General features: G+C 70.4%; 25 protein-coding genes. 21 read left to right on the forward strand and 4 right to left on the reverse strand.

The features are described 5' to 3' along the window. Nucleotides 1-12 precede the first annotated feature (12 nt). Nucleotides 13-1,260, reverse strand: a complete 1,248-nt coding sequence (locus C8250_RS23050) for a helix-turn-helix domain-containing protein (protein ID WP_244809300.1) — start codon at nt 1,258-1,260, stop codon at nt 13-15. 429 nt (nt 1,261-1,689) lie between these two features. On the opposite strand from C8250_RS23050, the gene C8250_RS23055 reads away from it, so the two are divergent. From C8250_RS23055 to crcB, 17 genes are all read left to right on the forward strand, one after another. Further along, nucleotides 1,690-2,307 carry a hypothetical protein gene (locus C8250_RS23055; RefSeq protein WP_138351269.1) on the forward strand — a complete coding sequence of 206 codons (618 nt, stop codon included), beginning with the start codon at nt 1,690-1,692 and terminating at the stop codon, nt 2,305-2,307. Between the two features lie 281 nt (nt 2,308-2,588). After that, nucleotides 2,589-4,232 carry a DUF6801 domain-containing protein gene (locus tag C8250_RS23060; protein ID WP_187144954.1) on the forward strand — a complete coding sequence of 548 codons (1,644 nt, stop codon included), beginning with the start codon at nt 2,589-2,591 and terminating at the stop codon, nt 4,230-4,232. Nucleotides 4,233-4,286: 54 nt separating this feature from the next. Continuing rightward, nucleotides 4,287-5,312 carry an ATP-binding cassette domain-containing protein gene (locus tag C8250_RS23065; RefSeq protein ID WP_138351270.1) on the forward strand — a complete coding sequence of 342 codons (1,026 nt, stop codon included), beginning with the start codon at nt 4,287-4,289 and terminating at the stop codon, nt 5,310-5,312. After that, nucleotides 5,309-6,154 carry an ABC transporter permease gene (locus C8250_RS23070; protein ID WP_138351271.1) on the forward strand — a complete coding sequence of 282 codons (846 nt, stop codon included), beginning with the start codon at nt 5,309-5,311 and terminating at the stop codon, nt 6,152-6,154. The genes C8250_RS23065 and C8250_RS23070 overlap by 4 nt, the downstream gene beginning before the upstream one ends. Before the next feature lie 3 nt (nt 6,155-6,157). After that, entirely contained in the window at nt 6,158-7,051 is an 894-nt protein-coding gene (locus C8250_RS23075) for an ABC transporter permease (RefSeq protein ID WP_138351272.1), read from the forward strand. Further along, entirely contained in the window at nt 7,048-8,364 is a 1,317-nt protein-coding gene (locus tag C8250_RS23080; protein ID WP_138351273.1) for an MCE family protein, read from the forward strand. Before C8250_RS23075 ends, C8250_RS23080 begins: the two co-directional genes overlap by 4 nt. After that, complete coding sequence (locus C8250_RS23085) at nt 8,361-9,392, forward strand: MCE family protein (protein WP_138351274.1); 1,032 nt, start codon at nt 8,361-8,363, stop codon at nt 9,390-9,392. Before C8250_RS23080 ends, C8250_RS23085 begins: the two co-directional genes overlap by 4 nt. Then, a complete protein-coding gene (locus tag C8250_RS23090; protein ID WP_138351275.1) occupies nt 9,389-10,450 on the forward strand; it encodes an MCE family protein in 1,062 nt (353 codons plus the stop codon). The genes C8250_RS23085 and C8250_RS23090 overlap by 4 nt, the downstream gene beginning before the upstream one ends. Next, a complete protein-coding gene (locus C8250_RS23095) occupies nt 10,450-11,469 on the forward strand; it encodes an MCE family protein (RefSeq protein ID WP_232484888.1) in 1,020 nt (339 codons plus the stop codon). Before C8250_RS23090 ends, C8250_RS23095 begins: the two co-directional genes overlap by 1 nt. Nucleotides 11,470-11,495: 26 nt before the next feature. Further along, nucleotides 11,496-12,866: an MCE family protein gene (locus C8250_RS23100; RefSeq protein ID WP_232484937.1), complete on the forward strand. Its 1,371-nt coding sequence runs from the start codon at nt 11,496-11,498 to the stop codon at nt 12,864-12,866. Next, on the forward strand, nt 12,863-14,116 hold the full coding sequence (locus C8250_RS23105; protein ID WP_138351277.1) for an MlaD family protein: 1,254 nt from the start codon (nt 12,863-12,865) through the stop codon (nt 14,114-14,116). Before C8250_RS23100 ends, C8250_RS23105 begins: the two co-directional genes overlap by 4 nt. Next, nucleotides 14,113-14,670 carry a hypothetical protein gene (locus tag C8250_RS23110; protein ID WP_232484889.1) on the forward strand — a complete coding sequence of 186 codons (558 nt, stop codon included), beginning with the start codon at nt 14,113-14,115 and terminating at the stop codon, nt 14,668-14,670. The genes C8250_RS23105 and C8250_RS23110 overlap by 4 nt, the downstream gene beginning before the upstream one ends. A 21-nt stretch (nt 14,671-14,691) precedes the next feature. Next, nucleotides 14,692-15,306 carry a hypothetical protein gene (locus tag C8250_RS23115; protein ID WP_138351278.1) on the forward strand — a complete coding sequence of 205 codons (615 nt, stop codon included), beginning with the start codon at nt 14,692-14,694 and terminating at the stop codon, nt 15,304-15,306. An 11-nt stretch (nt 15,307-15,317) separates the two neighbouring features. Next, nucleotides 15,318-15,869, forward strand: a complete 552-nt coding sequence (locus tag C8250_RS23120; protein WP_138351279.1) for a hypothetical protein — start codon at nt 15,318-15,320, stop codon at nt 15,867-15,869. 23 nt (nt 15,870-15,892) lie between these two features. Next, nucleotides 15,893-16,603: a hypothetical protein gene (locus tag C8250_RS23125; RefSeq protein WP_138351280.1), complete on the forward strand. Its 711-nt coding sequence runs from the start codon at nt 15,893-15,895 to the stop codon at nt 16,601-16,603. Between the two features lie 40 nt (nt 16,604-16,643). Next, nucleotides 16,644-17,126 carry a CrcB family protein gene (locus tag C8250_RS23130; protein ID WP_138351281.1) on the forward strand — a complete coding sequence of 161 codons (483 nt, stop codon included), beginning with the start codon at nt 16,644-16,646 and terminating at the stop codon, nt 17,124-17,126. Further along, nucleotides 17,123-17,497, forward strand: coding sequence for a fluoride efflux transporter CrcB (crcB, locus tag C8250_RS23135; RefSeq protein WP_138351282.1), 375 nt, complete (start codon nt 17,123-17,125; stop codon nt 17,495-17,497). The genes C8250_RS23130 and crcB overlap by 4 nt, the downstream gene beginning before the upstream one ends. A 16-nt stretch (nt 17,498-17,513) precedes the next feature. Here crcB and C8250_RS23140 read toward each other — a convergent pair whose 3' ends face one another. Next, a complete protein-coding gene (locus tag C8250_RS23140; protein ID WP_138351283.1) occupies nt 17,514-18,668 on the reverse strand; it encodes a magnesium and cobalt transport protein CorA in 1,155 nt (384 codons plus the stop codon). A 218-nt stretch (nt 18,669-18,886) separates the two neighbouring features. On the opposite strand from C8250_RS23140, the gene C8250_RS23145 reads away from it, so the two are divergent. Further along, complete coding sequence (locus C8250_RS23145; protein WP_138351284.1) at nt 18,887-19,288, forward strand: DUF6344 domain-containing protein; 402 nt, start codon at nt 18,887-18,889, stop codon at nt 19,286-19,288. Between the two features lie 202 nt (nt 19,289-19,490). Next, nucleotides 19,491-20,102, forward strand: a complete 612-nt coding sequence (locus C8250_RS23150; RefSeq protein ID WP_244809302.1) for a hypothetical protein — start codon at nt 19,491-19,493, stop codon at nt 20,100-20,102. Here the strand turns inward: C8250_RS23150 and C8250_RS23155 are convergent. Continuing rightward, nucleotides 20,090-21,202 carry a PD40 domain-containing protein gene (locus C8250_RS23155; RefSeq protein WP_138351285.1) on the reverse strand — a complete coding sequence of 371 codons (1,113 nt, stop codon included), beginning with the start codon at nt 21,200-21,202 and terminating at the stop codon, nt 20,090-20,092. The genes C8250_RS23150 and C8250_RS23155 overlap by 13 nt on opposite strands. 243 nt (nt 21,203-21,445) lie before the next feature. Between C8250_RS23155 and C8250_RS23160 the strand changes: the two genes are divergently transcribed. Then, nucleotides 21,446-22,258, forward strand: coding sequence for a SigB/SigF/SigG family RNA polymerase sigma factor (locus tag C8250_RS23160; protein ID WP_232484939.1), 813 nt, complete (start codon nt 21,446-21,448; stop codon nt 22,256-22,258). A 76-nt stretch (nt 22,259-22,334) separates the two neighbouring features. Here the strand turns inward: C8250_RS23160 and C8250_RS23165 are convergent, their stop codons facing one another. Continuing rightward, the gene (locus C8250_RS23165) at nt 22,335-22,838 is read right to left on the reverse strand and encodes a DUF5949 family protein (RefSeq protein ID WP_138351287.1); all 504 of its coding nucleotides are present in this window, start codon (nt 22,836-22,838) and stop codon (nt 22,335-22,337) included. A gap of 379 nt (nt 22,839-23,217) precedes the next feature. On the opposite strand from C8250_RS23165, the gene C8250_RS23170 reads away from it, so the two are divergent. After that, entirely contained in the window at nt 23,218-23,469 is a 252-nt protein-coding gene (locus C8250_RS23170) for a chaplin (RefSeq protein ID WP_138351288.1), read from the forward strand. Nucleotides 23,470-23,574 lie beyond the last annotated feature (105 nt).

Genomic DNA, 23,574 nt, shown 5'->3' on the forward strand with positions numbered 1-23,574 from the left:
AGGCCGTCGGCGTCAGAAGGGTTCGTGCACGCCGGGCGGCAGGCCCGGCAGTCCCGACGGGCCCGCCCGCTCCTGGAGGTACAGGGCGCGGAGCACGATCTCGGTCGCGAACCGGGCGTCGGGATCGGAGAGTTGGTCGCCGAAGGCACGGTCGAGGATCCGCATGCGGTAGCGCACGGTCTGCGGGTGCACTTCGAGGAGTTCGGCCATCTGGGCGGCGGTGCCGCGGGTGGTGAGCCACGTGCGCAGGGTGTCGACGAGCCGGGTGCGCTGGGTGGGGGTGAGGCCGACGAGCGGGCCGAGGTGCTTCTTGCTGAGCTGGTTGATCAGGGCGGGGTCTCCGAGGAGCCATAACGGCAATAAGTGGTCCTCGCACAGCACCACCGGCCGGTCGTCGATGATCCCGGCGTCGGCCAGTGCGAGGGTCTGCCGCGCCCAGCGCAGCGAGTCCGCCGCGTCCCCGAGCGGGGTGGTCAGCCCGACCGCCGCCCGGCTGCCGGTCAGCGCGGTGTCGAGGGCCGCGCGCCGGACGTCGTCGAGCGGGCCGGGGACCAGCAGATGGGGTTCGGGTCCCGACAGGTCGACGAGGATGTCGCGGTCCAGGGCCGCCCGCGTCAGCTTGGACTCCGGGCCCAGGGCGACGAGCGTCACCTCGTCCGGCAGCGGCCACGCGGCGTGCTCGGCGAGTTCGGCGATCGCGGCGAGCGAGACGGACGGGGTGGCCAGAATCAGCCGCAGCACCCGGCGGCGGCGGTTGTCCGGTTTCTCACCCAGCTCGGCCATGGCTTCCAGATAGCCCTCGCGGGAGAGCGACGCGAGCTCGCCGACATAGGCGAACAGCGAGTCGGCGAAGGTCATCATGACGGAGGGCGGGAGCTTGTAGCGCTCGGAGACCTTCATCGCCCGGCGCAGCCCGACCCGGGCGCCGATCCGGTACGCGGCCTGCAGGCTGTCCAGGCTGCGGCCCTCGTACGCCTCGAAGCGGCCGAACCTGCGGCACATGTCGTCGCGGAGCGTGGAGGTCGTGGAGGGGGCGGCGATCTGGTCGACGAAGGTGGCGATGTTCTGCTCGATCCCGATGCGTATCGCCTGCCCGTAGGGCCCGTCCAGAATGTGGGAGTACTCCGGTAACGCCCCGATGATCTCGGCGGACATCTCCTGGAAGAGGCTGGGCAGTTCGGGCCACATGATCGCCGCGAGCTCCTGCGGGATCGGTCGCAGCGGCTCGGCCGGTCCCGCGGCCCGTCTCGCTCCGGACACGCTCGTCCCCCCTCAACTAGGCGGCGCAGGGTGGGGCATCGGACATGCCGGGAGTGACGTACGACACGTCGTAGCTCGTCGAAACATAGACCAACGGCGGCCGGAGCGCAGCACCCAGGGGCCGTAAACGTGCACGGGGCATGTGACCGGCGGCCGGTCCCCGGGGTGCGTGCGTGCTCACTTCCGGACAGTTCTCAGCCGGAATCTATTGCTCCAGAGATAAGAAAATACTCGGGAGTAAGGTCGTTCTCCCAATCTCTGACTGGAGTATTGCGCCACCCTGTTACCGATGCGTAACGTGCCCATTCGCAAGGGCAGCCGAATTTATTCGGTGCCGCGTTCCAGGTATTGAGCCGCAGTCGCAATCCCCGCCTGAACAGCGTGGATCGCGGTTAATCAGGTACGCCAACTCCTTGAAAGGATCAGCCCGTGCGCAAGCTGACCAAGAGCACCATCGTCGTCGGTGCGGCCCTCGCCGCCGCCGTCGGATTCTCCACCTCTCCCGCCTCCGCGGCCGGCACCTGGACCGTGACCGGCGGTGGCTCGTTCACAGCGGTGGCGACCAGCCCGATCCTGACGGACACCAACACCGGCACCCAGCTCAAGTGCACCAAGTCCAACGCCGCCGGCAGCGCCGCGAACGGCACCGGGCTCTCCGGTACCGCCATCGCGAGCATCTCCTCCGTCACCTGGACCAGTTGCTCGGGTCCCGCCGGCATCTCCTTCACCGTCACCGCCCAGGGCCTGCCCTGGAAGCTCAACGCCGCGACGTACTCCGCGGGCGTCACCACCGGCACCATCACCGGCGTCAAGGCCCACATCAGCGGTCTGTGCAACGCGGACTTCAACGGCCCGACGGCCGGCAGCACCGCCACCCTCACCGGCAAGTACACCAACTCCACCCATGTGCTGACGGTCAGCGGCGGGAACCTGAAGGCGTACAACGTCTCGGGCATCTGCCTCGGTCTGATCAACAACGGCGACAGCGCCGTCTACAGCGCCAACTACGTCCTGAGCCCCGCCACCCTGCAGATCACCTCCCCGTGAGCCAACCCGCTGTGCGGACCCCGGCCCGGAGCCACGGGCCGGGGTCCGCACAGCGGAGCGCGCGCCCAGCGGCGCCCGGCTGCTCACCGGTACTCAATGGAATACAAAGCTCCGCTCCGCATTTATCACTCAGTGACAAAAAATCCGATGGCCGCGAGATCGCGGAACATTCCTGTGTTCGATCACTTGTCCTCGTTATTACCCGCACGTAGTGTCCTGCGTCCCGACCGAGTTCGTGATTCCCCGCAGGTATGCGCCGAGCCAGTCCGAGGAGTGCCGCAATGAGGGGTGCAGGTGTTCCACGCCGTACGGTGCGGCTGGCGGGCCTCGCGGCGGCGGCGCTCGTGGCGGGGCTGTTGTCCGGATCCGGCTCCGCGGCGGCCGGACGGGACGGACCGCTGACGATGGCCTACCGGTGCGCCTTCCCCGGCGGCGATCAGCCGGTGCACGTCGTCCTGACCCAGCTCTTCCCGGACACCGGGGCGGTCAACAGGCCGATCCAGCCCGGTGATCCGACCATGGCGGTGACGGTGCCCCGCGCCGCCGTCGACGGGCTCGTGCCGGACACCACCGGAACGCTGGCCGGCACCGGAAGTCTCACCGCCCGTGTCACCCAGGGCACTTCGGCCGCCGACGCCCCCTGGCCGGGACTGCGGGCCCCCGCCGTTGCGGTGGCCGGCAAGGACGACCTGGTGCTGACGTTCAAGGGCGAGGTGCCGCCGGTGACCGTCACCGCGGCGGGCGAGGTGAGCTTCGGCGCGGGTGCGCTGGCCCTGGAGCTCACACCGGGCAAGGCCGCCGCGACGGACGCGACGCCGTCGCCCGTACCGGCCACCGCCGCCCCCGTGAAGGTGGCGTGCACTCCGGAGGCCGGGCAGAACACGCTGCTGGGCGCGGTGCCGGTGCCCGTTCCGGACCCCACCCCGTCAGGCTCCCCTTCATCCTCACCCTCTTCATCGGCACCGGCCTCACCGTCCTCCCCCACGACGCCTTCCGCCCCCGGTACGTCACCGGGTACGTCGGCGGGTACGTCACCGGGTGCGTCGCCCAAGCCGGGCGCGCCGCACAACAGCACCATCAAGGTCGAACCGCCGGTGCATTCCGGCACGTACGACTGCGACGTACTGCCCAAGGGGAAGCTGGACTTCGATCACATTCCGCTGAAGGACGAGCAGGATGCCGGCGCGACGGTCACCGAGACCACGTTCGATCTCGGCTCGTGCGCCTACGCGACCGGATTCTCCAACGTCCACAAGCTCAGCGGCGCCGCCGTCATCAATGACGCGCACAGCGCCAAGGGCCCGTCCCTGACCTACATCAACATGAACGTGCGGATGGCGGTACAGCCGAATCCCCCGCAGTACTACGAGTTCGACTCGCTCGGTTCGATGACGCTGCCGGTCGCCGATTCCACGTTCCTGACCTACGGATTCGTGCCCACGACGGCGAAGATGGCGCTCACGCCCGACCCGGTGAAACCGCTGCTGACCATCGTCACGACGGGTACCAACTTCGTCGAGCAGAACGTCATCACCACGATCCACGGATATCAGTGGCTCCGGCTCTACGACGTCAGGATCAACGGCACACCGCTCGATGTGGGACCCAACTGCCGCACCAGAGCGCCGATCCAGCTGGCGCTCGTCGGGCTGCAGGACGCGCACATGCCCGGCGGCGGTGACGGCAAGCCGGACTACACCATCCTCGACGGCGGGCCGCTGCACCAGGAGAACCTGACGATCCCCGCCTTCACCGGCTGCGGGACCCACGGCGAGAACCTCGACGCGCTCTTCACCGCGGCGGTGTCCGGGCCGGGGAACTCGCTCAACCTCAACCAGGGCAGGCTCTGCGCGCCCTGGGCCGGACTCGGCTGCGACGCCTCGACCGGTACCGAGATCCAGATCCCGCCGCTGCCGCACCGCTGACCAGTCCGCCACCGGCGCCGCGGACGGCGCCGGCCAACCATCCCGGGAGGTGCAATGGGAATCGAAGTGGTCGTCGAAGGCCTCACCAAGTCGTTCGGCAGTCAGACCGTCTGGCAGGACGTGACGCTCACTCTGCCGCCCGGTGAGGTCAGCGTGATGCTGGGCCCCTCGGGTACCGGAAAGACCGTGTTCCTGAAGTCGGTGATCGGGCTGCTCAAGCCCGAGCGCGGGCGGGTCATGGTCAACGGCGTCGACATGGTGAACAGCCCGGAACGCGATGTGTACGAGGCGCGCAAGCTCTTCGGCCTGATGTTCCAGGACGGCGCGCTGTTCGGGTCGATGTCCCTCTTCGACAACATCGCCTTTCCGCTCCGCGAACACACCAAGAAGAAGGAATCCGAGATCCGCCGCGTCGTGATGGAGCGGATGGACATGGTCGGACTCCTGGGCGCCGAGGGGAAGTTACCCGGCGAGATATCCGGCGGCATGCGCAAGCGCGCCGGACTGGCCCGCGCGCTGGTGCTCGATCCGCAGATCATTCTCTGCGACGAGCCGGACTCCGGGCTCGATCCGGTCCGCACCGCGTACATCTCGCAGCTGCTCATCGATCTGAACGCGCAGCTCGACGCGACGATGCTGATCGTCACGCACAACATCGACATCGCCTCCACCGTGCCGGACAACATGGGCATGCTCTTCCGCCGCCGGCTCGTCGCCTTCGGCCCGCGCGAGGTGCTGCTGACCAGCCAGGAACCGGTGGTGGCGCAGTTCCTCGGCGGGCACCGGGCCGGTCCGATCGGGATGTCGGAGGAGAAGGACGAGGCCACGATGGCTTTGGAGGAGCGGCACGGCGTCACCGGGAGCAGTTCGGTGCCCCGCGCCATCGAGCCACAGCTGGAGCCGACCCCCGGGCTGCCGGTCCGGCGGGCGGTACTGCGCCGCAGGGAGCGGGTGCTCGGTCTGCTGGACACGCTGCCGCCGGCCGCGCGGCACGCGATCGAGTCCAGCTTCGACCGCACCGGGCACGTCGTCGCCGGGCAGGCCGCACCCGCCGGCCGCGCGGGCGGAGGGCCGTCATGACGGCTCCCCCGCTGGATCCGCCCCTGGATCCCGCACCCGCGCCGCAGCCGGCGGCGCCTCCCGTGCGGCGGCCGGTCCCGGGGCTGGGCGCGCTGCGCGAGACCGGCCGGCTCTTCTCGCTCGCCGTGACGACGGTCGGCGCGATGTTCCGCAGACCGTTCCAGGTCCGGGAGCTGATCGAGCAGTTCTGGTTCATCGCGAGCGTGACGATCCTGCCCGCCGCCCTCGTGTCGATCCCGTTCGGCGCGGTGATCGCGCTCCAGGTCGGATCGCTGACCCAGCAGCTCGGCGCCCAGTCGTTCACCGGCGGCGCCAGCGTGCTGGCCATCATCCAGCAGGCGAGCCCGCTGATCGTCGCCCTGCTGATCGCGGGCGCGGGCGGTTCCGCGATCTGCGCGGACCTCGGGTCGCGCAAGATCCGCGAGGAACTGGACGCGATGGAGGTCATGGGCGTCTCGCCGGTGCAGCGCCTCGTCGTCCCCCGGGTGCTGGCCGCGATGTTCGTGGCGGTGCTGCTCAACGGACTGGTCTCGGTCGTCGGCACGCTCGGCGGCTACTTCTTCAACGTGATCATGCAGCACGGCACGCCGGGCGCGTATCTCGCCAGCTTCTCGGCCCTCGCCCAGCTCCCCGACCTCTACATCAGCGAGCTGAAGGCGCTGATCTTCGGCTTCATCGCGGGCATCGTCGCCGCCTACCGGGGCCTCAATCCGCGCGGCGGTCCGAAGGGCGTCGGCGACGCGGTGAACCAGTCGGTGGTCATCACCTTCCTGCTGCTGTTCTTCGTGAACATGGTGCTCACGGGGATCTATCTGCAGATCGTCCCCGCGAAGGGATCCTGACCGATGGCCCTTCTCGACAAGGACGCGCCGCAGGACGCCCCCGTCCCGCCGGACCGGAGCGGACCGGCCGCGTACCGCCCCGGCGCCCGGTCCGACCGCTGGTTCGGCTGGCTGGACCGGCTCGGCGACCATCTGATCTTCCACATCACCGCGCTGCTGTGGATCCCCAAGACCCTGCGCCGCTACCTCAAGGAGATCCAGCGGCTGCTGGCCGAAGTGGCGTTCGGCAGCGGCGGGCTCGGGGTCATCGGCGGCACCGTCGGCGTGATGATCGCGATGACGCTCTTCACCGGCACGGTCGTCGGACTCCAGGGCCACGCGGCGCTCAACCAGGTCGGCGCCGCCGCGTTCACCGGCTTCGTCTCGGCGTACTTCAACACCCGGGAGATCGCACCCCTGGTGGCGGGCCTCGCCCTCTCGGCCACCGTGGGCGCCGGCTTCACCGCGCAGCTCGGCGCGATGCGCATCAATGAGGAGGTCGACGCCCTGGAGGGGATGGGCATCCGCAGCATGCCGTACCTGGTGACGACCCGGATCATCGCGGGCGTCGTCGCGATCATCCCGCTCTACGGCATCGGCCTGGTCAGCTCGTACCTCGCCTCACGGCTGGTCACGGTCTTCGTGAGCGGCCAGTCGTCGGGCACCTACGACCACTACTTCCACACGTTCCTGTCGCCCGACGACGTCCTGCTGTCGTTCCTCAAGGTGATCGTCTTCAGCGTGACGGTGATCCTCGCGCACTGCTACTACGGCTTCCACGCCGAGGGCGGCCCCGCCGGGGTCGGGGTGGCGGTCGGCCGGTCGGTGCGGAACGCGATCGTGGTGATCAGCGTGACCGACTTCTTCCTGAGCCTGGCCATCTGGGGCACCACGACGACGGTGCGGGTGGCCGGATGAACGCCCTCACCGTGCGACGCCGCTTCGCGGGAGTGGTCTTCCTGCTGGTCCCCGCGCTGCTCATCTGGCTCTCGGTGGCGGTCTACGACAAGGAGTTCTCCGACGACGCGACGGTGACCGTCAGGACCGGCAGCGTCGGCAACGCGATGCACCTGTACGCGGACGTGAAGCTGCGCGGGGTGGTCGTCGGCCAGGTGCGCGGCATCACCGCCGACGGCGACGGCGCCCGCGTCACGCTGGCCATCCAGCGGGACAAGCTGAAGGGCATACCGGCCGACGTCACCGTGCAGATGCTGCCGACGACGCTGTTCGGGGAGCGGTTCGTGGCCCTCGTACCGCCGGCGCGGACCACCTCGGGCCCGAAGCTGCTGGCCGGCAGCACCATCGCGCAGGACCGCTCCAGCAACGCCATCGAGCTGGAGCAGGTGCTCGACAACGTGCTGCCGCTGCTGACCGCGGTGCAGCCGGAGAAGCTCTCCGCCACCCTCAGTGCCGTCTCGCAGGCCCTGCAGGGCCGCGGTACCAAGCTGGGCGACAGCTTCGTCACCCTCGACGCCTATCTGGCGAAGCTCAACCCGAACCTGCCGACGCTCAACCGGGACATCCAGGAGTTGGTGAAGGTCAGCCGCGTCTACGGCGACGCCGCCCCCGACATCCTGCAGGCGCTCACCGACTTCACGACGACCAGCGGCACCATCGCCGAGCAGCGCGCCAACCTCAGCACCCTGTACGGGTCGACGACCAGCACCTCCCAGGACCTGACAGCGTTCCTGCGGCAGAACCAGGACACCATCATCCGGCTGTCGGCGGACAGCAGGGGAACGCTCCAGCTGCTCGGCGAGTACGCGCCCTCGTTTCCCTGCACCCTGCGCACGCTGGCCAACTTCGTGCCGGCGATGGACAAGGCGCTCGGCAAGGGCACGAGTGAGCCCGGACTGCATGTCACCGTGCGGACCGTGCCCTCCCGGGGCAAGTACCTGCCCGGCAAGGACAAGCCGTCGTTCACGGCGAGCACCGGGCCCAACTGCTACCCGGTGCCGTACCTCGGCCGGCCGACCCGGACGGACGACACGGTGGCGCCGGGGCTCACGGGCCCGTTGGCCACGGCGCCCCCGACAGCCACGACGGGCCTCACCGTCACCGGTGCGGGGAGCGGGAACGGCGGTCTGGGGCTGCCCAACTCGCCGCAGGAGAACGAACTCGTCAACGAACTGCTGGCACCGGCGATGAACGCCTCGCCGCAGTCCCTTCCCGACTGGAGCAGCCTGCTGGCCGGACCGGTCTTCCGCGGGGCGGAGGTGAGTCTCAAGTGAGGCGCCGGAGCATCGCGGGCCCGCTCATCAAGTCGATCGTCTTCATCCTCGTGACGGCCCTGGCCACCACGGTGCTGGCCTTCAGCATCGCCAACACCGGGATCGCGGACACCGTCGGCTACAAAGCGCGGTTCACCGACACCACCGGGCTGATCACCGGCGACAGCGTGCGGATCGCCGGGGTGAAGGTCGGCCAGGTCGAGGACATCCGGGTGGTGGACCGGCGGCTCGCCCAGGTGACGTTCTCGGTCGAGAAGGGCCGGGCGCTGCCCGCCTCGGTGACCGCGTCGATCAAGTACCTGAACATGGTCGGCCAGCGCTACATCGACCTGCAGCAGGGCACCGGGCCGATGGACCGGGCCTTCACACCCGGCTCCACCATCCCGCTGGACCGCACCTCGCCCGCCCTCGACCTCACCCAGTTGTTCAACGGGTTCCAGCCGCTCTTCGAGGGGCTGTCGCCCAAGGACGTCAACCAGCTCGCCGGGGAGATCATCCAGGTGCTCCAGGGCGAGGGCGGCACCGTCAACAGCCTGATCAGGAACGTGGGTTCGCTGACCACCACCCTCGCCGCCAAGGACAAGGTCATCGGCGAGGTGATCGACAACCTCACCACCGTCCTGACCAGCGTCAACACCCGTGAACAGGGCTTCAACGAGCTGGTGGGCACCCTCCAGACCCTCGTCACCGGCTTCGCGGGCGACCGGCAGCCGATCGGGGACGCGATCACCGCGATCTCCCAGCTCACCACCAGCACGGCGGGGCTGCTGGACGACGGCCGGGCGCCGTTGAAGGAGGACATCCACCAGCTCGGCCGGCTGTCGTCCAACCTGGCCGCGAGCACCCCGCAGATCGAGAACTTCCTGCAGAAGACGCCCGTCAAGATGCGGACGATCGCCCGCCTCGCGTCGTACGGGTCCTGGCTCAACCTCTACCTCTGCGAGGCCAAGGTGTCGGGCGTGACCACTTCGGACGGCAGCAAGGCGCCGACCGGTATCGCGATCACCGAAGCGCGGTGCAGGTCATGAGCGGGCGGGTGGCGCGGCTGCGCCGGCGGGCGGCGGGGCGGCGCCCGAAGCCGATGGCGGAGCGCAACCCCGTCACCGTCGGCATCGTCGGGCTGCTCGTCCTCGCCCTGCTGGGCGTGGTCGTCTACAACGCCGACGCGCTGCCGTTCATCGGCGGCGGCACCACGTACACGGCGGACTTCACCGAGGCGGCGGGGCTCGACCCCGGCAACGAGGTGCGGGTCGCCGGGGTGAAGGTCGGCAAGGTCACCGGCGTGGGACTCGACGGCGGCAAGGTGAAGGTGACCTTCAAGGTCAAGGACACCTGGATCGGCGACGCCAGCCGGGCCGCGATCGGCATCAAGACGCTGCTCGGCGAGAAGTACCTGGCCCTGGACCCGCTCGGCTCCGCCGCGCAGAACCCCGGCCGGCGCATCCCGGCCACCCGCACCACCTCCCCCTACGACGTGACGCAGGCGTTCAACGGGCTCGGGCAGACCTTCGGGGAGATCGACACCGCGCAGCTCGCCAAGAGCTTCGACACCATCTCCGCCACGTTCAAGGACACCGCGCCCCAGGTGCGCACCGCCGTCACCGGGCTCTCCGCCCTGTCGAAGACGATCTCCGACCGCGACAGCCAGCTGGCCAAGCTGCTGGCGGGCAGCAAGCAGATCACCGCGACGCTGGCCGGACAGCAGAGCAGGTTCGAGAAGCTGATCACGGACGGGAACCTGCTGCTGGGCGAGTTGCAGAAGCGGCGGGACGCCATCCACGGGCTGCTGACCGGCACCCAGGACCTCGGCACCCAGCTGACCGGCCTCGTCGAGGACAACAACAAGCAGCTGGAGCCCACCCTCAGCGCGCTGAGCCGCGTCACCACCGTGCTGCTGAAGAACCAGAAGAGCCTCGACGCCGCCCTCGCCGCGATCGGGCCCTACTACCGGCTGGTCGGCAACACGGTCGGCAACGGCCGTTGGTTCGACAGCTACCTCTGCGGGCTCGTCCCGCGGAACTACCTGCCCGCCGGCACGCCTCCCACCACCGGATGCATGCCACCCAAGTCCCAGGGCGGTCGCTGATGACGGCACACCTGTCCAGAAGGCGCCGGATCGCGCTCGGCACCGTCCTGCTGCTCGTCCTGGTCGCGGTCGCCGGTGGCGTGTACGTGTTCGGCGGCAGCGGCGGCAAGCGCATCACCGCCTACTTCGACCAGGCCGTCGGCGTGTACCCCGGCTCCGATCTGCGGGTCCTGGGCGTGAAGGTCGGCAGCATCGACTCGGTGACCCCCGAAGGCCGCCAGGTGCGGGTGAACCTCACGCTGGACAAGGGCGTGAAGGTGCCGGCCGACGCGGGCGCCGTCGTCGTGGCCCCCAGCATCGTCTCCGACCGTTACATCCAGCTGAGCCCCGCGTACACCGGCGGCGCGCAGATCGGCGACCGGGCGACGATCCCGTCGAGCCGCACCGCCGGCCCGGTGGAGGTCGACCAGCTCTACGAGAGCATCACCAGGATCAGTGACGCGCTCGGCCCCAAGGGCGCGAACTCCACGGGCTCGCTCTCCGCACTGCTCGACACCGGCGCCGCGAACCTCGGCGGCAACGGCAAGCTGCTCGGCGACACCATCGAGCAGCTCGGCAAGGTCACCAAGACGCTCTCGCTGAACAGCGGCACCTTCTTCGACACGATCACCTATCTGCAGTCCTTCACGACGATGCTGAAGAACAACGACGGCAACGTCCACCGGGCCGCGCAGCAGCTCTCCGAGGTCACCGGCTTCCTCGCCGAGGACAAGGAGAACCTCGCCGGTGCGCTGAAACAGCTCGCCACCGCTCTGGGCGAGGTGAAGGGCTTCATCCACGACAACAGGACCCGGCTCAAGTCGGTCGTCGACCAGCTCGCGCCGCTCACCCAGTCCCTCGTCGACCAGCGGGCCTCCATCGCGGAGGCGCTCGACACCGCGCCGCTCGCGGCCGACAACGTCCTCAACGCGTACGACCCGGCGCACCGGACGATCGACGGCCGGGCCGACATCAACGAGCTGAGTTTCCCGCTGCCGACCGTCGGCACCGTCTACGGCACGCAGGGAGCGACCCGGTGAGACGTACGGACCGGGCCGCCGCCGCGCTGGCCCTCACGCTCGTCCTGGCCGGCTGCTCGGCGCCGGGGCTCGGCGGGATCGACAGCCTGCCGCTGCCGGGCGGCGCCGACCTGGGCAGCCATCCGTACACCGTCACCGCCGAGTTCGCCGACGTCCTGAGCCTCGTCCCGCAGTCGGCGGTCAAGGTCAACGACGTGGCCGTGGGCCGGGTCACCGCCATCGACCTCGCGCCGAACGGCTGGACGGCGAAGGTCACGATGCGCGTCAACGGCAAGGTCGTGCTGCCGGCCAACGCGTACGCCCACCTCGAACAGTCCAGCCTGCTGGGCGAGAAGTTCATCCAGCTCGCCGCCCCGGACCGGCGGACGGGCGGGGAGACCGGCACCGGCCGGCTCGGCGACGGCGCCCGCATCCCGCTCGACCACACCAACCGCAACCCGGAGGTCGAGGAGGTGTTCGGCGCGCTGTCGATGCTGCTGAACGGCGGCGGCGTCAACCAGCTGAAGACGATCACCGTGGAGCTCAACAAGGCCCTGCAGGGCAACGAACCGCAGGTGCGTTCCATGCTGACCCGCGTCAACGCCCTCGTCACGGACCTGGACGGCCACAAGCAGGACATCACCGCGGCGCTCGACGGCGTCAACCACCTCTCCGCGACCCTCGCCACCCGCGATCGGCAGATCGGCACGGTGCTCACCGGGCTCAGCCCCGGCCTGAAGGTGCTGGAGGAGCAGCGCGGTTCGCTCGTGACGATGCTCCGCTCGCTCGGCACCCTGTCCGATGTCGCGGTCACCACCGTGAACAGGAGCAAGGACGACATGGTCGCCGACCTCAAGGCGCTCGCGCCCACCCTGCAGCGGCTCGCCGACTCGGGGAAGGCGCTGCCGGACTCGCTCCAGGTGCTGCTCACGTACCCGTTCACGGACGAGGTGCTCAGCGGTGTCAAGGGCGACTACCTCAACGTCTACCTGGACATGACGGCCGCGCCGGGCACGCAGATCGTCCCGGAACTCGACTTCGCCGACAATGTCTACCCGCCGCCGACCAGCGACCCGGGCGAGGACGTGGGAGGCACGGACGCGGGGACGGACGCGGGTACGGACGCCGGGACCGATGCGGGAACGGACGCGGGGACGGACGCGGGTACGGACGCCGGGACCGACGCCGGAACGGATGCGGGCACGGACGCCGGAACGGATGCGGGAACGGACGCCGGAACGGATGCGGGCACGGATGCGGGCACCGACGCAGGCACCGACGCCGGTACCGATACCGGCGGTACGGACGCGGGTGCCGACGTCGGCGGGACGGACGGCGCCAGGTCGTCGCTCTTCCCGCTGCCGTCCGTCGGACCGGTCAGGACCGTGCCGTCGCCCTCGGCGGGGGGGCACTCATGATCACCCTCGGCACCCGGCTGAAGAACGTCGCCTTCCTCGTGATCGCCGTCCTCGTCCTCGGCTTCATCGGCGCCCGGTACGCCGACCTCGGCCACTACTTCGGCATGCGCGGCTACTACGTCGTCAAGGTCCAACTTCCGGAGGCCGGCGGCCTGTTCACCCACTCCAACGTCACCTACCGCGGAGTCTCCGTCGGCCGGGTCGGACCGATCACGCTCACCGACGACGGTGTGGAGGCCGAGCTGCGGATCAACGACTCGGCGCCGCCCATCCCCTCCCGGCTGCAGGCCGTGGTCGCCAATCTGTCCGCGGTCGGCGAGCAGTACATCGACCTGCGCCCGACGGCGGACGGCGGGCCGTATCTGGCGGACGGCTCGCGCGTCCCGGTGTCCGACACCCGTACCCCCGCGCCGGTGACGAACCTGCTCACCAGCGTCGACACCCTCGCCTCCTCCGTGCCGCTGACATCGCTGAAGACCGTGGTCGACGAGTTCGGCAAGGCGTTCCAGGGCCAGGGGGACAACCTGCAGTCCCTCGTCGACAACAGCACCGACTTCATCCAGGCCGCGAACCGGGCCGAGCCCACCACCACCAAACTCATGATCGACGGGGCGACCGTGCTGGGCACCCAGGCGCAGGAGGGCGACGCGATCCGGTCGTTCGCCATCAGCGCCAAGGACCTCGCCGCCCAGCTGAGTGGCTCCGACGCCGATCTGCGGCGGCTGATCACGGCCGCGCCTGAAGCCGCGACGCAGATCAGCGCGCTGCTGCGGGACCTCGACCCCAGCCTCAGCGTGGTGCTCGCGAACCTGCTGACCACGTCGGACGTGGCCGTCACCCGCCAGCACGGCATCGAGGAGCTGCTGGTCCGGCTCCCGGCGGTGGCCGCGGCCGGTGCCACGGCCATCAACGGCAAGGGCGCCAACCTCGGGATGTCGGTGACGTTCTTCTCCCCGCTGCCCTGCACCGCCGGATACGGGGGGACCACGTACCGCAACGGCCTCGACCTCAGCACCGCGCCGGCCCTCAACACCGGGGCGCGCTGCACCGCTTCACCGGGCAGCGGCATCAACGTCCGCGGTTCCGCCAACGCCCCGAAGGGCGGCGTACCGGCCGCGACCCGGCCCGGTGCGCTGCTGCTGGGCACCGACGCGGGCGGCACCCTCCCCGCGGCCCTCGGCCTGCCGTCCCTGCCGGCCGCCGGCCCCTCCGGCATGAGCGGACTGCTCGGACTGGAGCCGCGCCCATGACCGGCCGACGGATGACCCTCCCCACTCCGCCGACGGTTCCTGCGGCGGTCAGAGGAGCCGTCGCCTGGGCGGTGGCGGCGGCGATCGTGGTGTTCTGCGCCTTCGCCGGCTGGTCGTACCGGCAGGCGCGGACGGACGAGTCGCTCGCCTACGCCAAGGCCCGCGACGCCGTCCTCGCCGACGGGCGGCAGAACATCGTCCGTCTCAACAGCATCGACGGCACCGATGCCCAGCACGTCCAGGCCGGTCTGCGGCAATGGCTCGACGCCACCACAGGGCCGCTGCACGACGAGATGGCCCGCACCAACGCCAAGAGCGACACCTCGCTGCAACAGGCCGGCACCAGCGCCCGCTGCACCGTCACCGACGCCGCCGTCACCGAACTCGACACCCGGTCGGGCACGGCCAGGCTCATCGCGACGGTGCAGGTGGCGGTGACCCCACGCGGCGGCGCGCCCACCACCGACCGCAAGCGCTTCGAGGCCGGGCTCGCCCGTACCTCCGGGGGCTGGCGGCTCACGGCGATCAACGCGGTACCCGTCGGTGCGGGCTGATCCGGAGAGAGGGCGGCGAACGTGAGCACCACAGAAGACACCAGGACCGAGCCCGCCGACGAGGCGGAAGAGACGGTCGGGAGGGCGGATGCGGTCGAGGAGCCCGAGGACGCGCCCACACCGGGCCTGCGGCGTCGCGTCACCCCGGCGGCCGCGATCGTCGCCGGGCTGCTCGCCGTACTGCTGCTGACGGGTGTCGGACTGCTGATCCGGACCTCCCAGCTGACGGACCCGGAGGCCACGTCCAACACGGCGCTCACCGACACGGGAGCCACCAGCCGGGTCATCGGCGATGTCAGCAACACCCTCGGCAAGGTCTTCTCGTACACGCCCGAGGACACCCAGGCCACCGAGCTGGCGGCGAGGGAACTGCTCGCCGGAACGGCGGCCGGACAGTACGAGGCGCTGTTCGGGCAGGTCAAGCAGCAGGTGGCCGCGCAGAAGCTGACACTCACCACCCATGTGGTGCGGGCCGGGGTCACCCGGCTCGACGGCGACAGCGCGCAGCTCCTCGTCTTCCTGGACCAGACGGCGGAGCGCAAGGGAAAGAAGGCCACCACCGCGGCGGCCCAGCTGTCGGTGACCGCCCGGTTCCACGACGGGCACTGGCAGATCACCGACATCACGTCCCGGTAGGGGAGAGGCAGATGGCAGGTACGAAGACGTGGAACCCGCTGCTGGTGGCAGCCGTCGCGCTGGCCGTCCTCGCGGCGGCCGCCGCCGGCTGGGGCGGTTGGGCCTGGTACGGGGCGGCGCACGACGACTCCGCCGGGTACGCGCAGACCCGTGAGCAGGTGCTGGCCGCCGGTCAACAGGGCGTGCAGAACATGAACACCCTCGACCACAAGAACCTGACCCAGGGCCTCGACACCTGGCAGAACTCGACCACCGGGGACCTGCGCACCCAACTGGTGCAGGGCAGGGCGGAGTTCGAGAAGCAGGTGCGGCAGGCGCAGACGGTGACCACGGCGAAGGTGCTGTCCGGCTCGGTGACCGAGCTGGACGTCCGGGCCGGAAAGGCGAGCGTGATGGTGGCGCTGCGGATCACGGTCACCGCGCCCAAGAGCCAGCCGTCGGCCAAGGAGAGCCGGCTGCTCGGCGAGCTGACCCGTACGCCTGATGGCTGGAAGCTCAGTGCCCTCGGCCAGGCGCCGGTCGGGGAGACCGCCCCCACTTCGCAGCCGTCCGCCGCCGGTTAGAGGACCCGAGAGGACCCGCGTACATGTCGACGACCCGCCACCTCATCAACCGGCAGCGCCGCCTGGCCGCCGCACCGCCCGCGAACCGGACGCGCCCGGGACCGCCGCCCGCGCCCGAGCAGGACAAGCCCGGACAGAAGCCGGAACAGAAGCAGAAACGGGATCGGAAGCCCGCGCAGAAACCGTCGGTCAAGAAGCCCGGCCGGGGCCGCGGCGGCAGCGTGCTCCACCGGGTCGTGGCGGCCCTGGGCCTGCTGACGGTGCTGCTCGGCGGGTTCGCCGGCTGGGCCGCTATGGAGGCGGCCACGCTCCACGACACCGCGGCCACCCGTAACACCGCCCTCACCGACACCGCCCGCACCAGCGAGGTCAAGGGCATGGTGACGCAGGCGGTGAACTCGGTCTTCTCCTACAACTACGCCGACACCGCACGGACGGACCAGGCGGCGAAGAAGCTGCTGACCGGCAAGGCGGTGCAGCAGTACGCGGACATGCTCGCCCAGGTGCGCAAGCAGGCGCCGGTGCAGAAGCTCGTCCTGACGACGACGGTCACCGACAGCGGGGTGGAGCTGATCGACGGCGACCGGGCCCGGGTGCTGATCTTCGCGGACCAGCGGAACACCCGTACCGCGCCGAAGGAGGAGACGACCTACGCGGCGGCCATGTTCGCCGTGGACGCCGTCCACCAGGACGGTGTCTGGAAGATCGGCAACATCGACACCTTCAACCGCTGACCGGCAGGCCGTCGGGGCCCGGCCGGTATCGTTGAGCGCGATGTCCCGTCGCGAAGTGGTGAACGAGCCCATCGACCCCGATGTCGATCTGCGCGTGCCGGCGCAGCGCGACGAGCTGGTGCGCCACCAGGTGTCGGTACTCGGCGTGATCTCGCTGGGCGGTGCGGCTGGCGCCTGCGCCCGGTACGGCGCCGCGCTGCTCTGGCCCACGCCCGTCGGCGGCTTCCCCTGGACGACGCTGCTGGTCAACACCGTCGGCTGCGCCGTGATCGGGGTGTTCATGGTGCTGATCAGCGAGGTGTGGACCGCGCACCGGCTGGTGCGGCCGTTCTTCGGGACCGGGGTGCTGGGCGGCTTCACCACCTTCTCCAGCTACGCCGTGGACATCCGAAACCTGCTGGAGCAGGGCGAGGCCGGGACCGGTCTGGCCTATCTGGCGGGGACGGCGCTCGCCGCCCTGGCGGCCGTGTGGACCGCCGCCGTGCTGACCCGCCGCCTGGCGGTCCGGGGTGAGGCGCGGTGAACTGGCTGCTCGTCATCGCCGGCGCCGCCGTCGGCGCCCCGCTGCGCTATCTGACCGACCGTTGCGTCCAGGCCCGGCACGAGACGGCCTTTCCCTGGGGAACGTTCACCGTCAATGTGGCCGGCTGCCTGGTGCTCGGCATCGTCGCCGGCGCGGTGACCGCCGGGGCCGCCTCGTCCTCCGTGCAGCTGCTGCTGGGCACCGGCTTGTGCGGGGCGCTGACGACGTACTCGACGTTCTCCTTCGAGACGCTGCGGCTGGCCGAGGACGGGGCCCGGTTCTTCGCCGCCGCGAACGTGGTGGTGAGCATCACCGCCGGGCTGGGCGCCGTCTACACCGGTGTGGCCGTCGCCCAGACGCTCTGGGCATGAAGCGCGGCGTCGTCCCTCACAGCCAGTTGCGCCGCTTGAAGACCATGTACAGCCCGACGCAGACCACGCCCATCAGCCCGATGGCGAACGGGTAGCCGAAGACCCACTTCAGCTCGGGCATGGTCTCGAAGTTCATGCCGTAGACCGTGCCGATCAGGGTCGGGGCGAAGAGGATGGCCGCCCAGGACGAGATCTTCTTGATCTCGTCGTTCTGGGCGTTGCTGGCTTCGGCGAGCTGCTTCATCTCCTCGTTCTGCGCCTGGGTGACCAGGGTGGCGTTGACGGCGAGGATGTCCGCGATCATCTGCCGGAAGCCGTCCACCCGCTCGACGACGGTGGTGGCGTGGTCGTCGACGTCCCGCAGATAGCGCCGCAGCTCCTCGTCGGTGCCGTACTTCTCGAATCCGGCGGTCAGCGCCGAGAGGATGTTGAGCAGCGGGCGGGTGGCGCGCTGGAACTCGACGACCTCGCGGGACAGCTCGTAGATACGGCGGGAGACCTTCGGGTCGCCGCCGAAGACCTCGGTCTCGATCTCGTCGATGTCGTTCTGCAGGCCCGCGATGACCGGCGCGTACCCGTCGACGACGGAGTCGAGCACGGCGTAGAGCACCGCCTCGGGCCCCAGCCGCAGCAGCTCGGGATCGGCCTCCAGCCGGGCGCGCACGGTCGACAGGTCGGGCGACTGGCTGTGCCGGACGGTGAGGACGAAGTCCGGGCCGACGAAGAGGTGCAGCTCGCCGAAGTCGACCTCCTCGGCGTCGTCGAGGTAGCGGGCGGCGCGCAGCACGACGAAGAGGGTGTCGCCGTAGCGCTCCAGCTTCGGCCGCTGATGGGCGACGACGGCGTCCTCGACCGCCAGCTCGTGCAGTCCGAACGCGGCCGCCGCGGCCAGCAGCTGGTCCTCCGCCGGCCGGTAGAGGCCGATCCAGGCCATGGCGTCCGGGGTGTCGGGCAGCTTCCGGTAGGCCTCGGTGAGGGTGGCAGGGGTGTCGATCCGGTGGCCGTCGCGGTAGAGCGCCGCGTCGATCACGCTGTTCTCCACGGGACCGGCCTCCGCCGTCTCGTCCGCCGGGTGCCGGGGCTCCATGGAGCGCTCGGGGGCCGCGTCCGCGGCCTGGTTGCGCTGGTCTCGCTTGTGCGGGCGCAGTGCCCGGGGACGCCGGTCCGACATGGCGGGCTCTTTCCTGGCGGAGCGGATCTGCTCGGACGGGCATCACGCTACGGCGGTCCGTCGCGGATCCACGGTAGCCCGGGGCGCGGGCCCCGGAGCGGGGCCGTTGGCCCGTCCGAGTGGTGTTCATACGAAAAGCGGCGCGGATCCCGAGATCGCCGTGCCCCGTCCACATGATGAGGGACATACGCAGACCAACCGATCGAAAGCGAGGGGCCGTGGCCACCACAGCAAGCACCGCAACCGCCGCAACTGCCACAACCACCAGGGTCGCGCAGTTCTGGACCGTCCTCCTCGGCGTTCTCGCCGGGATCCTCACCGCGCTGCGGCTCACCGCCCCGGCCCGTGCCGCCCGTCGCGAGGTCGTGGCGTCCGAGCGGACCGCGCCGGCCGTCCCGCTGTCGCCCCTCGCGGCCTTCGCCGGGAGCGCGCCCCGCGGCGAACGGTCCCTGCCGCCCACCATCAAGCAGCGCATCCGTGCCGAGGCCCACGGCGCCTCACCCGTCTCCCGGACGCGCACCGCGGGCCTCGGCGACACGCACCTCACGCCCGCCGCGGACGCCCCCGCCCTGGTCCCGGCGGACGACGACCGCTTCGACCGCCTCCCCTGCGCGGCCTGATCCACCGCAGGACCGACACCGTTCGACCGTCTCCACCCGTACGTCCGAACCGACCCTCCTGAGCCACCGCACCACTTGTCGTGTCGAGACCGCCTCTCCGGAGCGCGGGAATCTCCACGACGGAGAACCCAGGACCTTGATATTCCGAGCCCAGCCCCACCCGGCCTGCCGGACGAGGGTGCGTGCCTGGTAGGCATGGCCCGTGCGATTCGAGACAGTGCCGATGCCGTCGACCGTCCGGGCCAGGCCGCGTGACCTCCGCGGCTATCCCGTTCCGGCCATCACCCCGTGGGACGGGGACGAGCCGCAGTTCGCGCTGACGGACTACGGCCGCAGCGCCGACTGCGCCCGCATGCGGCGGTGTTCGGTCTGCGACACGCTGATGCCACCAGGACCGGTGTGGCGTGTGGTGGGTGCCGCGGAGAGCGCCGCGATCGCCGACGCGCTGGCCGCCGGGCGCCCGTACCGCAATCTCGCCCCCACCCTGGAGGGCCCGGGGCACCGCGCCTGCATGCTCTACGCCTCGATGGTCTGCCCCTACCTGGCCCGTCCGAACGCGCGCCGCGGGTTGTCGGCACAGCGGCCGGACGAGCTGACCGGACATGTCGTCCGGGGCGCGGTACGGGGTGCGACGGGCGCGGTGGTGGGCTTCGGCGACTACGAGTTCGCCGTCACCGGCACCCAGGTGCTGTTCCGCTTCCTCGACATCGTCGAGTTCCTGCCGCACGACACGTCCGACGCGCACCTCGAAGAGCTGCGCGCCGAACTCGCCGCCCGGGACCGGCCCGGAGCACCCGGGGATCAGCCGCGGTAGGACGGCAGCCCGGTGTAGGTGGACACCAGCTTCGGCGCGGCGGAGCTCTTCGTGGAGAGCGTGACGATGCCGGCCGGCGTCCTGGCGGCGATGGTGCTGCCGTCCGGGGCCCAGGCGGGCTCGGTGTAGTCCGTGGTGGCGTACGGCGTCAGGTCCTTGAAGACCGGGCCGGCGTCCGTCGGGTTCTCCAGGAACAGGTGGTCGTGACCGCCGACCGAGCGGACGAAGACGACCTCCTCGTGCTCGGAGTGCGACATCGCCGGCTGCGAGCCGTGCGTGAGCGCGGATCCCTGCTGGCGGACGTAGTCGTCACGGATGAAGACCTCGCCGGTGCCGGAGTTCGCGTACACGGCGCTGCCGTGGGTGCCGCCCGCGCTCGGCCAGACGTTGCCGGTCTGCGGGACGGGCTTCACCTCGTCGCCGGCCTCCCAGCCCAGACCGAGCTTCTTCGGCGTCCCGTTGACGGCGCTGGAGGGGACGCTGTCCAGCTCGGAGACGCCGCTCTTCCGGACCGCGAAGAGGATGTTGCTCCGCCCGGACAGCTCCGGAATCGAGTCGTACGCCGTCACCTGCCACGTCGGGTGCGACCAGTTCTGCCCGCCCGGGTTCCGGGCGACGGTGACGCGTCCGGTGCCGTTCGGGTTGGCGAGGGCGAGGTTGCCGGCGCCGTCGATGAACGCGGCCTTGCGGCCGTCCGGCGACCAGGCCAGGTCCCTGACGGCGGTGCCGAAGTCCACCCTGGTGCCGTTCATGACCACGTACCGGGTGCCGTCGCTGATGGTCAGTTTGCTGTTCGCCGTGCCGTTCAGGACCGGCGCGCGCGTGCTGCCCGCCGTGGTGGGCGTGCCCGTGGGGGTGGAGCCGCCGGCCGGAGTGGTGGAGGCACTGGCGCTCGGAGCGGTGCCGGCCGACGGGGTCGCACCGCCGGCCGGAGCGGCGGAACTGCCACTGCTCGGGGTGTTGGTGGCGGCCGGCGGAGTGGTGACCGCCCGCGCGCCCGACGTCGGGCCGCAGCCGGTGAGCAGTGCCGCGGTGGCGGCGGTGAGGGTGGCGGTGAGAGCGACGGCGACGGCGGTGCTGCCACGGGTACGAGCGGACATGAGCGGTTCCCCCCAGGGACGTTGATAGGAGAAGAGTGGCGATTCAACGTCCGTGACGTGTGTGACCGGTGTCACGGACGTGCAACAGCGATTCCGGGATTCATGGGTGTGGGACCGATGGACCCGGGTAGGCGGGTGCCATTGCCGGTTGCTCCTGGGAGGATGAGGAACATGACAGCGCTAGTGAACTCGGACGACACAGCTGTGGTCGATGTCCAGGCCACGGGCGGCTGTGCCTCGTCGATGACGGAACTGCCGTGGATCGAGGAGGCGGGCAAGGTCGCGCCGAAGGATGCGCGGGCCCTGTCGAAGCTCTTCTTCGACCGCCTGCAGAGCCTGGAGGAGGGGACGCGCGACCACCAGTACGCGCGGAACACCCTCATCGAGCTGAACCTGTCCCTGGTCCGGTTCGCCGCCGGCCGGTTCCGCAACCGGTCGGAGGACATGGAGGACATCGTCCAGGTCGGGACGATCGGCCTGATCAAGGCGATCGACCGGTTCGACCTGTCGCGCGAGGTCGAGTTCACCACGTTCGCCATTCCGTACATCACCGGCGAGATCAAGCGCTTCTTCCGGGACACCAGCTGGGCCGTCCATGTACCGCGCAGCCTCCAGGAGCGCCGGATCGCGCTGGCGCAGGCCAAGGACGCGCTCTCCCAGCGGATGGACCGCTCCCCGACCACCGCGGAGCTGGCCGAATACCTGGACCTGACCCCGGCCGAGGTGAACGAGGGGCTGGTGGCCAGCAACGGCTACACCGCCGGCTCCCTGGACCTCCCCGCGGGGGAGAACAACGAGGAGGCCGCGGGCAGTTCGTTCGTCGACCGGCTCGGCGAGGACGACCCGGGCATGGAGGCGGTGGAGAACCTGCAGGCTCTCAAGCCGCTGATGGCGGAACTCGGCGAGCGGGACCGCGCGATCCTGCGGATGCGCTTCGGCCAGGAGATGACGCAGTCCGAGATCGGCGCCGAGCTCGGGGTCTCCCAGATGCATGTGTCCCGGCTGCTGACCCGGACGCTCACCCGGCTGCGTACCGGGCTGCTCACCCAGGCGTAACACGTCGGAACGTCAGCACGAAGGTCCCCGCCGGCACTGTCCGGCGGGGACCTTCGCGCTGTGACGGCCGGGGCGGTCAGCCCTGGAGGGAGCCGATCGGGACGAAGCAGTGCGCGGACCCGGCCAGCATGGTCTCGTCGCCCACGAAGGACTTGAGCACCTCTTCGCTGACCGGCTTCCCCGGTGCCGCCTCCGGCCACGGCCGGGTGGCGAACATGAAATACACCATGCCGCGGTCGCGGGCCGCGTCCACCCACTGCTCGGGAACGGGGCAGGCAGCGTGCAGGTACGGCATGGTCAGGACGGCCTGGCCGCCCTCGACGAGGAGCTTCACGGGGGCCTTGGGCACCTGGGCGATGTCCAGGATGGTCCCGCCGATCGGCAGGCCGACCTCCTCGATCGCCGCGGTGATGGCCGCCTCCGCGGCCTCGGGGCCGCCCTCGACATCGCCGAGGGAGTAGGCCAGGAGGAACGCGATGTCCCGTTCGTCCTCGATGTGCTCGCCGGCCCAGGGGATCACCGCGAGGGTGCCCATCTGGCTCTGCCGGGTGATGTCCGGAGCGGTGCTGGTCTGACTCATGGCAACGGACTGTAACGGCGGGCCGCGCCCGACCGGGCCCGCATGTCACCTGAGAGAGCGAGTCCTGACCGCTAAACCCACCGAACGAGGTCGTGTCGATCGCACATGCGATACGACGGTATGTCCGTGGAAGGGGTGCGATGCACCGCCCCCGGCCGTGACCGGTGGGGCCCGTGGTCGTTGGACAGGGCGCATCACCCCCGCGCGAAGGCTCCGGAGCGTCCAAGCTTCGGAGCCTTTGGTGTCGGGGCCGTCCTCACCGGCGGTGACGTTCACCAGTTCGGCTCAACCTGCGTGACTATGCGGCATACATACGCGTTGCGCAGGGCGTCAATGCCGCAGGTCCTGCGGTTTGGGTTTCACCATCAAGGAGATTTCGATGTCGCGTATTGCCAAGGCAGCCGCCATCACCGCCGCGGCCGGTGCCGTTCTGGCTGCGGGCGCCGGCATGGCTGCCGCCGACGCCGGTGCCCAGGGTGCTGCGGTCGGTTCCCCCGGCGTTCTGTCCGGCAACCAGGCCCAGATCCCCGTTCACGTGCCCGTCAACGTCTGCGGTAACTCCGTCAACGTGATCGGTCTCCTGAACCCGGCGTTCGGCAACCACTGCGAGAACGTCTCGGGCGGCTGGTAGTCCCGGTTCTCAACAGTTGTAGGGCCACTGGACCGGACGACGACCGGCCCGGCACAGCGGGCCGGCGGGACGCAGACCGACCGTCCCGTCACCTGTCCGTCCGGC

The sequence above is a fragment of the Streptomyces sp. So13.3 genome (assembly GCF_005860785.2).
GTDB lineage: Bacteria > Actinomycetota > Actinomycetes > Streptomycetales > Streptomycetaceae > Actinacidiphila > Actinacidiphila fildesensis.